This is a genomic window from Mesobacillus sp. LC4, assembly GCF_053543455.1.
The window spans coordinates 113,104-127,432 of record NZ_JBGCUB010000005.1 but is presented as its reverse complement, the minus strand read 5'-3'; the positions used below and the strand labels follow the sequence as shown (position 1 = coordinate 127,432).

Here is a 14,329-nt window from a genome sequence, read left to right as displayed (position 1 = left end):
CATCTTCAGCCAGGAACTGCCTGTGCAGCACCATCTGGCCAAATCAATGAACGTGTGTATTAACACCATGAGATAATATAGCATAAATAAAACTGACATTCAAGTTATTCTTGCATATTTTGCCGAAATTTAAGTAAAAGTTCTATCTCTGTTTTCCCTTTATCTAATTTCCTAGCAATTTCTTCTATCGTCATTCCTTGATTCTTCATATAGAGAACCTGATCAATCAGACTTGAATGTCCAACTTCTTCTTTATTCTCCTGTGAATCCTCTTCGGCCAACTCGACACCAGTATCAGGTACAGAGGTGGTATGTTCCCTATTTTGCTGATATGCCTTCCTGGCAGCATGGTACGAAACTCCTTTGCCAAGTCGCTGTTCTATTTTCTTATTGTCTTCATGCGCAACTGATTCCGTGTTTTTCTCTGCTGTTTCAGCAGTCGAGGCTTTTTTTTCCGAACCGTCAATGGAACTGGCCACTTTTTTTGAAGTTTGTTCCTCCATATTAGTTGTGGCCATCAATTGTATAAACTTATCATTTTCTTCTTTTAATTCAAAAAGGTAAGCTGAAAAGATCTCTTCAATTTCCTTGATGATTTTGTCCTGCTTTTTTTCAGCTTCTGCAAGTCGATTCTGCCGTAAATATAATAGGATGATTGCGAAGATTGCTGCACCGTTTAATATGAGGCTTAAAAGTAGTAGAAAAGTGGTCATAACATCCCTCTATCCGCTATAATCAATCACCTTCCCTTTATAAGGGTGGTGGGGCTGATCGGGTTGATCACTCTTGTCTTTTGGATCTCGCCGGCCATTTTGCTGCTGCTTACCTGATGAACTGCCCTCCTGATTCAGGCGGGCTTCCTGCTTTTGTTTATTTTTAATCACGGTCTTGCGCTTTAAATCATCTTCCTTTGTCACACTTTGTGCCGCATGCTCTTGAAGATGCTGTCCCCGCTGTTGAAGTTGTTCTTGAATCTTGCCGGCATCATGTGTCCTCGGAAGCGCAATCTGCATTTCGATTGCTTTGAGGCTCATCATGTCACTCCCTAACTAGTGGATTTCTTTTTCAACAATCGGTTGTATCGAAATCTCGCTATTTTCCAGATAGAAACCAACATTTTTATAGAGCTGGTTTGTCAGGAACGCATACTTCCCGAAAAATACCTTTGTATTTGGGAACACTCTATCAAAGACAAATAAGGAAGAGTATAATCTGTCCTGCTTCTCATGTTGCAGAAACTCCAATTCTGCTAGCAATTCTGATAAGCCAGTTTCAACATTCCGTCTTGTATTTCGCTGTTTTGAAATCATTTGCTGCTGTTCAGTCGTAAGACCTCCAGCCCGGCTGCCAATCTCGGCCAGCTTCACTTCAATTTCAGTGAGTTTTCTAATATTATCTTTTGCTGTATCGATGGATTGGATTGTTTCAATTTCCGCTTTTTCAAGCAAAGGATCCCAGCCAACGGCTAATTCTGTTTTAGTAAAAAGCTCATTGCCTAATTCCTTGACGAAGATATTGCGCCCAGAAGAGATGACTCCCCCAATGATCGTGCCTGTACGGCAATCTACATTCCCAGATGCTGTTAATTTACTATGCAATATCGATGACTTCACAATAATATCCTGAGCTGCTTTTACATTAGCCTGGTTGAGATAGTTCGACAGTACACTGCCCCCCGCAGTAACCTTCCCCTTCATTGCCCCGGCCACTCCACCTTTAATAATGATATTGCCTTCTGCTTGGAGATTGGCCGCTTCAACGAGACCATCGACTATGATATCTCCGCCAGCTTTCAGCTCATATCCGCTTGGCACATTCCCTTTGATGGTGATATTCCCGACAAAATCAATATTGCCAGTCCTTAAATCCAGATCCCCTTTGACCTCAAATACTGGATTGACCGAGATTGCACTTGCTGTGATGCTGACCTGTCCATCGCATGCGGCAAAGAACTTCCCGGATTCAAATAGGACATTTTTGCCCGGCTTTACCCTGAGGGGACGGCCTGGCTTTGCCGGTATGATCCTTCCGGTGACATCTGTCCCGTGGGCTCCGTTTGTAGGCGGGACAACGGATGCCAACAACTGTCCTTTTCTCACTGAGGGTATTTGCAGGACAGAACGAAAGTTAAAGACTTTATGGTTGTGAGGACTGCTATGGTGGAGTTCGTTACGCAGAAATGCATCAGCACCATCCATTTTAGGCTGCCCTACAGCAATGGTGACTGGATACTCAAAAGAAAATGGATTCTCAGAGATTTGCGCTAAAACATCTGTTTTAACACCAAACACAATTTTTTCTGCTTTTAGAATAGAAAATAATTCGTCGAGAGAAAAAGCTAACTCTTTATTCGTGATATCCAGAAATAAATCTGCAGTAAGCCTGTCATGGGATAACTTCACTTTATACTCCATCGCCAAGTCGTTCTCCTGCCTTCTGTTAGGCTGTCTCTAGCCATTTTCTCAATTTAAAGATCGCTTTTGAATGAATCTGCGAAATTCTTGAGGTTGATAGATTCATGACTTGTCCAATCTCAGTCAGAGTCAATTCTTCTTTATAAAACAAACTCAATACTAGTTGCTCTTTCTCATTCAACTTTGAGACTTTTTCAGCAACCTCTTCCAGCATTTCTGACTTTAAAAGTTTATCTTCAGGAATTTCAGCTTTTTCATCCTTGATCACGAATGACTGATTATCACGATCATCATTTTCAACTGGATGTTCATCTATGGATAATACATTCGCAAAGAAATGCTCATTTATTGTTGTGTAGATTTCGGTTTCATCCATATTCAATTCACTGGCAATTTCTTCGATGGTCGCATTGCGCATAAATCGCTGCTCTAGTCTCTCGATTGCTGCATCAATCTTCTTTGCTTTTTCTCTTGTACTTCTTGGCAGCCAGTCTTCCTTCCTTAGTCCGTCCAATATTGCTCCGCGAATCCGGAAAGAGGAATATGTATCAAATTTCAAATCCCTGTTTGGATCGAATTTTTCCAGAGCATCGTATAAACCAATCATGCCAAGACTTCTTAAATCATCTCTAGACACACTTTTCGGAAGACTCACTGAGATTCTTTGCACATGGTAGGAAACAAGTGGCATATATTTTTTTATCAGTAAATTACCTGCATCCGGATCACGGAACTGTACCCATTTATCCCATGTTACCTGTTCTTCCGATGTGGATCCTCGCACCATTGTCATCCTCCTCACGCGCATCACGCATTATTCTTAGAAGCTACATACATCATGAATTATATTTCACTATTCCCTTTATTAACTGTCCTGATTTGCATCAAACCGGTTTTTGGGTCGAACTCGATTGTCCTTCCGCTATTACCTCCAACATCAGACGAAATGACGGGTACCTTTAGCAGGCTTAATTCCTGTAAAACTGCCTCTACATTCCTAGGTCCAATTCTCATCATGTCACTGCTTCCGGAAAACTGGAACATTTGAGCACCGCCAGCGAGCTTTGCCTTTATTCCCATTGGCCTTGCACCTGCTCTTATCAAAGCGTCTAAAAGCTCCTTAATGGCTGTATTGGCAAATTTTGCTTTGTTCAGCGGTTCTGTTCGTGATAAAGCCGAATCAGGGAGCATGATATGCGCCATGCCAGCGATTTCTCTTGCCTGATCATACAATACCACACCAACACAGGAGCCAAGGCCAGTGGTTCGAATGAGATCTGGAACTTTAACAATATTCATATCAGCAATTCCAACTTTGATGATTTCTGCTGTTTTATGCATCCACCTTTACTCCTAGTGCAGAAAAAATAATATGGAATGACTCCGGATCTGGGAGAAGGAAGAAGTGTCCATTCACACTGTCAGGCATTTGAGCATCTTCTTCATCCAGAGCCGTATCGATTACGATTGCATAGTCGCTTACCTGAGACAATTCCAATAGCCCAAAACTGATGACTGCACCTACCATATCAATACTTAACGCAGGTACGGATGGATACAGGCTCAGCTGTGTGAAATCAGAAAGGGATGATAAATATGATCCTGATAATATATTCCCTAGTTCTTGGAGAGCAGATAATGCCAGCTCATTTTCCTGTTCTTCTGAAAACGAAAATGATTGTTTTTTTATTAACTGGCCGATGTATTTCTCCGCCTGTGGCAGCGGCAGGATAAAAAACATGCTGCCGGGAGCATCTCCCTCAATTCGAAGAAATACGCTGGCTACCACATTATCGGCACCGCCGGCCAGTTCCATCACTTCATCAAACGATACGACCCTGACTCTGGGCACTTTCATATCGATCTTTGTATTCAGTAGGGTTGATAATGCTGTTGCAGCATGGCCGGCGCCAATATTCCCTACTTCTTTTAGAATATCAAGATGTATCTCCGAAATACTTTTTAAAAAATTCATAGTCTTATTCCCTTCAACTACAAAGCTACTGCTTCATCGGACTCAAGGATTTTGTTTAAATCAATTAATATTAATAACCTCTTATCCAGGTTGGCCACTCCGTCAATGAACCCTTCTGCTGCCAAGCCAACGACCTCAGGCGGAGGTTCAATTTTGCTTGTTGGAATATCTATGACATCATTTGCTCCATCTACGATCAAGCCTACTTCTTTATCATCTATTGAAACGATAATGACGCGAGTCCCTTCGTTGTATGCTTGCTCTTCCATGCCGAATCGGACACGTAAGTCCAACAGGGGAGTCACTACTCCCCGAAGGTTCATGACACCTTTTACAAAAGGATTCGTATGAGGCACCCTTGTGATATGCATGATTTTTTCAATAGATTTAACTTGGCTTACAGGAACACCGTACTCTTTATCATTCAACTGGAACACGATTACTTTTAAGTCTGAAACCACGTTTTCAGCCATATTTATCACTCCTAAAATATCATCGTCATTCGTTTAAGCAGGAATCTATTTAATTAAGGCATTGCAATCGACAATCAATGCTACCTGTCCATCTCCGAGAATTGTAGCTCCCGAGATTGCGAATACATTTGTTAAATAATTCCCTAATGATTTAAGGACTACCTCTTGCTGTCCGATGAAAGAGTCTACAACCAAGCCAGCCATTTTGTCTCCTTTTCGAACGATAATGACAGAGTGGAATTGGTCCTCAGCTGGTTCTGATGGTACTTCAAAGATATCCTTTAAGAACAGTAGTGGTACGACCTTGCCTCTAAAATCAATTACCTTTTGATTATGCGCATTCATGATATCAGAGTCTTTGATTATCGCTGTCTCAATGATGGAGGACAAAGGAATGGCGAATTTCTCTTTCTGGATTTCGACCAACATGACCGAAATGATTGATAATGTCAGCGGCAGCTGGATAGAGAAAATGGTTCCCTCATTTTCCTTTGAATCAATCGATATAGAGCCTCCCAATGACTCGATTGTATTTTTTACAACGTCCAAACCTACTCCCCTGCCGGAGATATCAGATATCTTCTCCGCGGTTGAGAAGCCTGAGGAAAGGATTAATTCATATGCCTGTTTATCAGTGAATCCTGCAGCAGATTGTTCAGTAATGATGCCCTTGCTTATGGCCTTCTTCAATACCTTATCCCTGCTGATCCCAGCACCATCATCTTCGATTTCAATGAATACATGATTGCCACTGTGGAAGGCACGCAGCACAACAGTACCTTCTTCGTTTTTACCTTTTGCCTTCCGCTCTTCAGGTGATTCAATCCCATGGTCAACTGAATTCCTTAATAAGTGCACAAGCGGGTCGCCGATTTCATCGATGACCGTACGGTCCAATTCTGTTTCCGCTCCAACGATTTCGAGGTTGATCTTCTTGTTTAAGTCTCTTGCCAACTGACGAATCATTCTCGGGAAGCGATTGAATACGGTTTCTACCTGGACCATCCTCATATTCAGAATAATATTTTGCAAGTCACCAGATATCCTCGACATTCTTTCGACCGTTTCAGTAAGCTCACCATTATCAAGGTCTTTCGAGATTTGTTCCAGTCTGCCTCGGTCTATGACAAGCTCTTCAAATAAATTCATAAGGATATCAAGCCGTTCAATATTTACCCTTATCGTTTTGCTGCTATTGTTTTGCTGTTTGGCACTGCCTTTTTTCTCAGGAACCGGCGCCACTTCAGATTCAATTGATTGAGTTTTTTCCATAGCAGATGAACCCACTACCTCAGGGGCAGATGCGTTTGACTTAGAAAAAACTTCATCATTCGATTCATTGTTCTCTTCATCAAAAGCTAATGACTTGATGTCGGTTTTAACTACTTCAGAAACCTTCATGATTTTTGCTTTAATATCCTCTGGATTCTCTTTTGAGACAATCGTGATTGAAAATTCCTGGTCAAATTGTTCTTCTTCCAGCTGCTCGACTGATGGGTTTGCTTTGATTACTTCACCTATCTTTTCCAACACCTCAAAAACCATATAGACTCGGGCTGCTTTCAGTAAGCAATCTTCTCGCAAAGCGATTTCGATCTCATATACACCAAATCCCTGCTCTTTGGACTGCTTTAAAACAGTCAGTTCAAATTCATCATAGCGGGATTCCTGATCAGCTTCTAATACGGCTGAAGCTGCAACCTCTTTAGTAGCGGAACCTGACAGAAGTTCTCCCTTTTCAATGAGTTTTAACTTTTCAACCGTTTCCGTTACGTCTTTTTTGCCATCCCCTCCAGCCGCTATCGACTGAACCATATCCTCGAGATGGTCAACCGCCATGAAAATCACATCAATCGTTTCAGGAGTTGTCGTTAATCTGTTATTCCGAATGGCATCCAGTACATTTTCCATCTGATGAGTAAGGCTTGCTAAATCTTCATAACCCATGGTCGCTGACATCCCTTTAAGAGTATGAGCTGACCTGAAAATTTCATTAATGATCGATAAATCCTGTGGATTCTTCTCTAATTCCAACAATTGTTCATTACAGGCCTGTAAATGTTCTTTACTTTCTTCAATAAAGACTTCAAGATATTGATTCAATTCCATGTGCACAGTACCTCCGGCCTCATATATAATTCATGATTGTTTGCGCGATGTTTTCTACATTCACTACTTCATCAACCATGTTTGTTGCTATTGCTGCTTTTGGCATCCCGAAAACAATTGACGTATCCTGTGATTCAGCAATTGCTTTAACTATGCCATTTTTTTTCATTTCAACCAGTCCCTTAGAACCATCTGTTCCCATTCCGGTCATGATGACAGCAATTTTAGTGTAGTTCTTAATGGCGCTGATCGATTCGAACATTACATCCACAGATGGACGATGTCCACTACGAGGCGGTGATTGGCTAAGCGAAATTGCCAGGGATGATCCCAAGCTCTTGACCATCAAGTGAAAGCCACCTGGTGCTATGTATGCAGTCCCTTTTTGCAGCAACTCGCCATCTTCCGCTTCTTTGACTCTGATCTCACTTAAGGAGTCCAGTCGGTCGGCAAGCGACTTGGTAAAACCGGGCGGCATATGCTGAACGATAAGCACTGGTACATCCAAGCCTTTTGGCAATGAAGTTATCACTTGCTGCAACGCTCTCGGACCCCCAGTAGAAGTTCCGATGCAGACAACCTTTTTAGATTGTGTCAATCCCCTTGTCGTTACGTGATCTGCTGGCTGCAGCTTCATACCTGTGCCAATGTTCGATTTCTTGTTAGCCGTTATTGAATCTTCCAGGACCTTCATTTTGGTTAAATTAGCTTTGCTTGCCGATAACACTTTTTGGATTAACTCAGATTTGACTTTATGTAAATCAATAGAAATCGATCCTGATGGCTTTGCCACAAAATCTACAGCACCCGCTTGAATCGCCTGCAACGTCGTGTCCGCACCTTCTTTCGTGGTGCTGGAAAGCATGACAACCGGAATAGGTTGCTCCTTCATGATCTGTTTCAATACTTCCAGGCCATTTAGTTTCGGCATTTCGACATCAAGTGTTAAGACATCGGGTCGTAATTCCCGCCATTTTTTAATGGCATCCTCACCATTACGGGCCGTACCAATTACCTCAATCTCCTGGTGTTCTGATAGAAAGTCGTTGATCAGCTTCCGCATGAAAGCTGAATCATCTACGATGAGAACTCTTATTTTTGCCACTCGACCACTACCTTTCGAAAAGGAATTGCTTCAATCTTGTTGTAAAACTTCTGTTATCTCTCTTTTCGGCATTGTAGCTCGCTTTATTGATATATTTTTCAATAATCGCCGCCATTCCTTTAGAAGCTTGTGACCGTTCGTTGAACATTGTAAAAGGAATCTGGCGTTTGACTGCTTCCTGGACCGATTTATCATCAGGCAGCATTCCAAGCTTAATCGGTGTCCTTCCTAAAAATTTCCCTAGAACATCATCCAGCCTTGCCATTGTTTCATTGCCTTCCTTTACAGAACCAGCCCTGTTGACGACCAAATAGAAAGGCAATTCTGAATCTGAAAGGTGGATGTATTTCATAGTCGCATATGCATCCATCAAGGAGGTTGGCTCTGTCGTTGTGATGACGAATATCTCATTCACAGACAGGAGGATGGATAAAGTTTCCTCGTTCAAACCGGCCCCCATATCAAAAATGAGATAATCATATTTTCTTAGGACCTCACTTAAGCTAGAGGTGAAGTACTCGACGCTGGAACGGTCCATCCTGACTAACTGGCTTAAACCTGTTCCGCCAGAGATATACTCGACACCGTATGGCCCTTGGAAAATAACCTCCTCCATTGATGATCTCCCTGATAGAAAATCGGCAATGGAGAGTGATGAACTTTTCCCCATCAAAATTTCGATATTTCCCATACCGATGTCAAGATCAAACAGCAAAACCTTATACCCTTTTTTTGCCAGGGAAATCGAAAAATTAAGTGAAAAATTCGATTTCCCTACGCCGCCTTTCCCGCTTACCACTGCAAGAGTTTTCGCTTCCTTAGCCGGAGTGTTCGTTTTAAGTCGGTTTCTTAATTTTTCTGCCTGGTCATTCATAGGTGCTGACTCCAAGAATTGTATTTGCCACCATCTTTGGATTCGCTTCGATCAAGTCATCCGGGACATCTTGTCCATTGGTCAAATAGGCAATTCCAGTAGAGAATTTTATCGCCATATTGAGCATTGCTCCATTTACCGAAGTTTCATCCAGTTTTGTAAAAATGAATTTATCAATATGAATCAAGGAGAACTGCTTCCTGATTTCTTCCATATCTTTTTGTTTTGCTGTCAAAGCCAGGACCAGATAAGTTTCCATATCCTTTCCGAAGTCGATGACATCCTTTAAATCGTTAACATACTTTTGGTTTCTGAAATTTCGTCCGGCTGTATCGATAAAAACAAGATCATAGTCTGAGAATTTATCTGTTGCCATCTTGAAATCATCCATGTTGTAGCAAACCTCTATTGGGACATCGAGAATTTTCGCATATGTTTTCAACTGCTCGATCGCAGCGATTCGATATGTGTCTGTTGTAATAAAAGCAACTTTCTTTTGATGCTTCAATACACAATCAGCAGCAATCTTCGCAAGTGTTGTCGTTTTCCCCACTCCAGTAGGGCCAATCACATTGACAAACTTCTTCTTAAAGGAAACTCCTCCGAAATTTAGAGGTGAGAGCCTTTGTTCAATACTTGCTGCACTCCATTCATTGATTTCATCACCATTTGCAGCAGCACCACCGATATACCATTTTTCAAGCAAGACTGCAGTCAATTCGCCAATGATTTCCTGATCAATTTCTTGGTCCCTCAGGTGTTGGATCTTCATGCTGACCGGTCCCGGCAGAGTGACACCTTCGATCTTCCCTGACCCCTTTAGCAATTCCTTCAACTGAGAAATCTCTTTCATAAGGTCCTTATCAGCTTTTTGCGGTGTTTCTCCTATTGGTTTCATCTGCAAAGCTGGTGGATCTTTCTTGGGGCCATTTCCCATTGTCGCAGGGCGAGAGAATTTGGGTAGTGAGTCCATTGGAGCTGGCTTTGCACTTATGTCGTTGTCTGGGTCAATGGCAGCAATAACCTCAATGCTATTCTTCTTAAAAAAGCCCATGAATCCTCCTGTTTGGACGACACGGGAATTAAGGATCACTGCATCACTTCCCAGCTCACCCCTGACGAGTTTCATAGCTTCAGGCATGGATGAAGCTGTATACTTTTTCACTTTCATTCTACATTCACCACCCCGACACTTTGGACTTCAACATTTGCTTCAAGCTCGTTATACGACAATACAGGGATTTGCGCGAAATACCTTTCTGTCAACTGACGCACATACATCCTGACCGCAGGTGAGCAGAGAATCATCGGTGTTTGTTCCATAATGCTCAATTGCTCTACCTGGCTTGCCACCGATTCCAGAATTCCTTGAGAAACTGCTGGATCAAGAGATAAGTAGTTGCCGTGCTCTGTTTGCTGAACACCTTCCGCAATCACCTTTTCCACTCTTCCTGATAATGTAATCACCTTCAGGCTTTCTCCATTTCGCGAATACTGGTTAGTGATTTGCCTTGCAAGTGCCTGACGAACGTATTCAGCAAGGATATCAGTATCTGTTGTCACTTTGCCATAATCAGCAAGTGTTTCAAAAATAATCGGCAGATTCCTGATGGATACATTTTCCCTAAGCAGCTTGCCGAGGACTTTTTGGATTTCACCTACTGATAAAGGATTTGGAGTTGCTTCCTCAACAAGGATCGGATAGCTTTCACGAAGGTGATCGATCAGCTGTTTCGTTTCCTGTCTGCCCAGAAGCTCATGTGCATTAGCCTTAATGACTTCCGTGATATGGGTCGAGACAACAGAAGGCGGATCGACAACCGTATAGCCAAAGATTTCTGCTTGTTCCTTCATTTCTTCTGTAATCCACTTAGCTGGCAAACCGAAACTTGGTTCGATTGTATCGATTCCTTCGATGGAATCATCGTCAATCCCAGGACTCATCGCCAGATAATGATCGAGAAGCAATTCTCCTCTGGCCATTTCATTCCCTTTGATTTTCAGTCTGTATTCATTCGGCTGGAGCTGGATATTGTCCCGGATCCTGACTACCGGAATGACCAGTCCCAATTCAATGGCCAGCTGCCTTCTGATCATGACGATCCTGTCGAGAAGGTCTCCGCCCTGGTTAGCATCTGCAAGTGGTATCAGACCATATCCAAATTCAAACTCGATTGGATCAACATTCAATAAATTGACAACACTTTCAGGACTCTTCATTTCGTCCATCTGAATGTCTTCTTCCATTTCTTGCAGCTGCTGCGTATCAGGCTCACGAACACGGGAGAAGGAGTAACCGCCAAATGCCATCAGCGCAGCGATTGGAATCGTCAACAAATCGTGTATTGGCGTAAACAACCCTAGCAGGAATATCGTAGCTGCTCCTACATACAGCATTTTAGGATAAGCCAGTAACTGTGAGGTAATGTCAATTCCCAGATTCCCGTCAGACGCAGCTCGAGTAACGACAATACCCGTTGCCGTTGAGATCAAGAGAGCCGGTATTTGGCTGACAATCCCATCGCCAACTGTCAGAAGGGAATATTTTTGCGCTGCATCCGCAATCCCGAGACCTTGCTGTGTCATGCCAATGACAATTCCAAAGATCAAGTTGATCAGGACGATGATGATGCCGGCAATCGCATCTCCTTTTACGAATTTACTCGCACCGTCCATTGCACCATAAAAATCAGCCTCACGACTTACTTTTTCACGTCGTTCACGCGCCTGCTGTTCAGATATCATGCCTGCATTCAAATCAGCATCGATACTCATTTGCTTACCGGGCATTGCATCAAGGGTAAATCTTGCTGCCACTTCTGATACACGCTCGGACCCTTTCGTGATGACGACGAACTGGATGATGATCAAGATTAGGAACACGACCATCCCGACTACCACATTCCCCCCGACAACAAAGGTACCGAAGGTTTCAACAACGCCTCCAGCTTCACCTTTGGAAAGTATGGAACGTGTTGTCGATACATTCAGACCAAGTCTGAATAGAGTTAACAACAACAGCAGTGAAGGGAAAACAGAAAACTGAAGCGGTTCAGTCATATTCATTGTGTTCAACAGCACCAGAAGTGCAATTGAGATGTTTACCATGATTAGTACACTCAACAGCCAAGGCGGGAACGGAATGATCAACATGGCTACGATTAAGATGACACTAAGCAGGACGGACAGGTCTCTTGCTGACATACTATTTCTCTCCTAAACACTGCATACCTGAAGAATTACAGCACTTTATTTTTTGTTTGATACACAAAGGCCAGGATTTCTGCCACCGCTTTGAAAAATTCCTCAGGGATAGCATCACCGATTTCAGCCTGGCTGTATAAAGCCCTGGCCAATGGTCGATTCTCGACACTCATAATATCATTTTCCTTAGCAATCAATTTGATCTTCTGTGCGACAAAGTCAACACCTTTCGCCACAACGATTGGAGCATCAGCTTTCTGTTCGTCATACTTTAACGCGATCGCGAAGTGGGTAGGGTTCGTAATGACCACATCCGCTTTTGGAACTTCTTGCATCATCCGCCGCATTGCCATCTCTCTTTGCTTCTGCTTGATCTTAGACTTGATAAGAGGGTCACCTTCAATATTTTTATACTCATCCTTCAAGTCTTGCTTTGACATACGGATACTTTTTTCATAATCATATTTTTGGTACAGATAGTCCAATAATGATAAAAATAGCAATGCTCCGGAAGCAAAAAGGCCCATTTGCAGTGTTAGGCCGGCAATCGTTGCCAATGCTGCACCAACACTCTTATTAGCGAGCAGAAGAACCTCGTCTAATCTCAACCACAGGACTGAAAAAGCGATCAAGCCTACAAATGTGATTTTGAGGATTGATTTTAGCAGTTCAACGATTGCCCTCATGGAGAAAATCCTCTTGAAACCGCTGATCGGATTAATTTTCTCAAGCTTCATTTGTATCGCTTCGGTTGAGAACATAAAGCCAACTTGAATGTAGTTGGCAGCCACTCCTGCAATCAACGCGACGAGCATGACCGGACCCAGGAAGATGACCAATTCTGCCAATATTTCAATCACAATGGATTCAATATTATTGGCAGTCAATTCCATAAACATATAATTTTGCAAGGAATGGCGCAGGACTCCAATCAGCCTCTCCAACATCACTTGGCCAAAGAACATCAAAAACAAAAACACAGAGAGCAGGACAATGGCGGTGTTGACATCCTGGCTTTTGGCAACCTGTCCTTTTCTCCGCGCGTCCTGTCTCTTCTTTGGAGTCGCTTTTTCTGTTTTCTCACCTGCAAAAAACTGCAGATCTAACCTCAAAAATTCCATTTAAGCTCCTCCGATCAATTCCATCAAACCTCTCATCGTTGCAAGAGTCGTGGAAAAAAGATCCGATATGACCATGATCAGCACGCCCATTACCGCAATAAGTACGAGAAAGCTGACAGCGATTTTAACCGGCAGCCCGACCACGAATATATTCAATTGCGGAACGGTCCTTGCTACTATCCCGAGCGCAACATCAACCAGGAACAAACTGCCGACCACAGGCAGGGACATCTGGAAGGCGATAATGAACATTTTATTGAAAGACAGGATGATGAATTCGGCGATATTTTCATTTCCAAACGGAATCGCCACCTGATCGATCGGGATGAAATTATAACTGTAAAATATTCCGTCCATCAACAGATGATGGCCATTGACTGTCAGTAGAAACAAAAGGGCAATCGTATATAAATACTGTCCCATCAACGGACTCTGTGCCCCTGTCTGTGGATCGATGACATTCGCAATCGCAAATCCCATCTGGAAATCGATGAATCCCCCGGCAATCTGTATGGCTGCCATCATCAATGCTGCAATGAAGCCTATGAACAAACCAACCATTGCTTCCTTGATGATGAGCAGGAAATACGTATTGTCTATATCGATTTCAGGCGCTCCTATTGCGGTAAACATGATGATGGAAAGCATGAATCCAAGCCCTACTTTATGTGTGGCGGGAATCGTCCGATATGAAAATAAAGGCATCATCAAGAAAAAGGACGTCACCCTTACAAAAATCAGCAGGAAAGCCGGAAACGAAGGAATGAAATCTAGCATCCCATCAGCCTACAAACCTTGTAAGATTCGAAAAAATCTCCGTTGCATAGCTCAGCATATAACTTAGCATCCATGGACCGAAGAAAATCACTCCAACCAGGACGGCCACAATCTTCGGAACGAATGCCAGTGTCTGTTCCTGGATTTGTGTAGTAGCCTGAAAAATACTGACAATCAAACCAACGACCAGCGCTAGAATCAACAAAGGCCCAGAAATCATTAAAACTGTATAAATTCCTCGTTCTGCTATCGAGATAACACCTTCTGATGTCATTTT

15 protein-coding genes are annotated in these 14,329 nt (G+C 42.7%); all 15 read right to left on the bottom strand.

Annotated features, from left to right (window positions below; all coding sequences use genetic code 11):
* Positions 1-104 precede the first annotated feature (104 nt).
* From AB5I83_RS16150 to fliQ, 15 genes are read right to left on the bottom strand one after another with little or no spacing between them, the layout of a single operon-like run.
* Positions 105-713, bottom strand: a complete 609-nt coding sequence (locus AB5I83_RS16150; RefSeq protein ID WP_448976666.1) for a DUF6115 domain-containing protein — start codon at positions 711-713, stop codon at positions 105-107.
* 9 nt (positions 714-722) lie between these two features.
* Positions 723-1,037: a hypothetical protein gene (locus AB5I83_RS16145; protein ID WP_448976664.1), complete on the bottom strand. Its 315-nt coding sequence runs from the start codon at positions 1,035-1,037 to the stop codon at positions 723-725.
* Between the two features lie 12 nt (positions 1,038-1,049).
* On the bottom strand, positions 1,050-2,414 hold the full coding sequence (locus AB5I83_RS16140) for a DUF342 domain-containing protein (RefSeq protein WP_448976662.1): 1,365 nt from the start codon (positions 2,412-2,414) through the stop codon (positions 1,050-1,052).
* A gap of 25 nt (positions 2,415-2,439) precedes the next feature.
* Positions 2,440-3,201, bottom strand: coding sequence for a FliA/WhiG family RNA polymerase sigma factor (locus AB5I83_RS16135; protein ID WP_448976660.1), 762 nt, complete (start codon positions 3,199-3,201; stop codon positions 2,440-2,442).
* 56 nt (positions 3,202-3,257) lie between these two features.
* A complete protein-coding gene (locus tag AB5I83_RS16130; RefSeq protein WP_448976658.1) occupies positions 3,258-3,755 on the bottom strand; it encodes a chemotaxis protein CheD in 498 nt (165 codons plus the stop codon).
* Complete coding sequence (locus AB5I83_RS16125; RefSeq protein WP_448976656.1) at positions 3,748-4,389, bottom strand: chemotaxis protein CheC; 642 nt, start codon at positions 4,387-4,389, stop codon at positions 3,748-3,750. Before AB5I83_RS16125 ends, AB5I83_RS16130 begins: the two co-directional genes overlap by 8 nt.
* 17 nt (positions 4,390-4,406) lie before the next feature.
* Positions 4,407-4,862 carry a chemotaxis protein CheW gene (locus tag AB5I83_RS16120; RefSeq protein WP_448976654.1) on the bottom strand — a complete coding sequence of 152 codons (456 nt, stop codon included), beginning with the start codon at positions 4,860-4,862 and terminating at the stop codon, positions 4,407-4,409.
* A gap of 45 nt (positions 4,863-4,907) precedes the next feature.
* Positions 4,908-6,971, bottom strand: a complete 2,064-nt coding sequence (locus AB5I83_RS16115) for a chemotaxis protein CheW (protein ID WP_448976652.1) — start codon at positions 6,969-6,971, stop codon at positions 4,908-4,910.
* Positions 6,972-6,990: 19 nt separating this feature from the next.
* Positions 6,991-8,076: a protein-glutamate methylesterase/protein-glutamine glutaminase gene (locus tag AB5I83_RS16110; RefSeq protein ID WP_448976650.1), complete on the bottom strand. Its 1,086-nt coding sequence runs from the start codon at positions 8,074-8,076 to the stop codon at positions 6,991-6,993.
* Between the two features lie 7 nt (positions 8,077-8,083).
* A complete protein-coding gene (locus AB5I83_RS16105) occupies positions 8,084-8,950 on the bottom strand; it encodes a MinD/ParA family protein (RefSeq protein ID WP_448976648.1) in 867 nt (288 codons plus the stop codon).
* Positions 8,943-10,121 (bottom strand): flagellar biosynthesis protein FlhF, encoded by a 1,179-nt coding sequence (gene flhF / locus AB5I83_RS16100; RefSeq protein ID WP_448976646.1) that lies wholly within the window; start codon positions 10,119-10,121, stop codon positions 8,943-8,945. Before flhF ends, AB5I83_RS16105 begins: the two co-directional genes overlap by 8 nt.
* Positions 10,118-12,154, bottom strand: a complete 2,037-nt coding sequence (gene flhA / locus AB5I83_RS16095) for a flagellar biosynthesis protein FlhA (RefSeq protein WP_448976644.1) — start codon at positions 12,152-12,154, stop codon at positions 10,118-10,120. The genes flhF and flhA overlap by 4 nt, the downstream gene beginning before the upstream one ends.
* A gap of 35 nt (positions 12,155-12,189) precedes the next feature.
* Positions 12,190-13,275: a flagellar biosynthesis protein FlhB gene (flhB, locus tag AB5I83_RS16090; RefSeq protein WP_448976643.1), complete on the bottom strand. Its 1,086-nt coding sequence runs from the start codon at positions 13,273-13,275 to the stop codon at positions 12,190-12,192.
* Positions 13,276-14,052, bottom strand: a complete 777-nt coding sequence (fliR, locus tag AB5I83_RS16085) for a flagellar biosynthetic protein FliR (protein ID WP_167831737.1) — start codon at positions 14,050-14,052, stop codon at positions 13,276-13,278. It abuts the gene before it with no gap.
* 4 nt (positions 14,053-14,056) lie between these two features.
* Entirely contained in the window at positions 14,057-14,326 is a 270-nt protein-coding gene (fliQ, locus tag AB5I83_RS16080; protein ID WP_167831738.1) for a flagellar biosynthesis protein FliQ, read from the bottom strand.
* Positions 14,327-14,329: the final 3 nt, after the last annotated feature.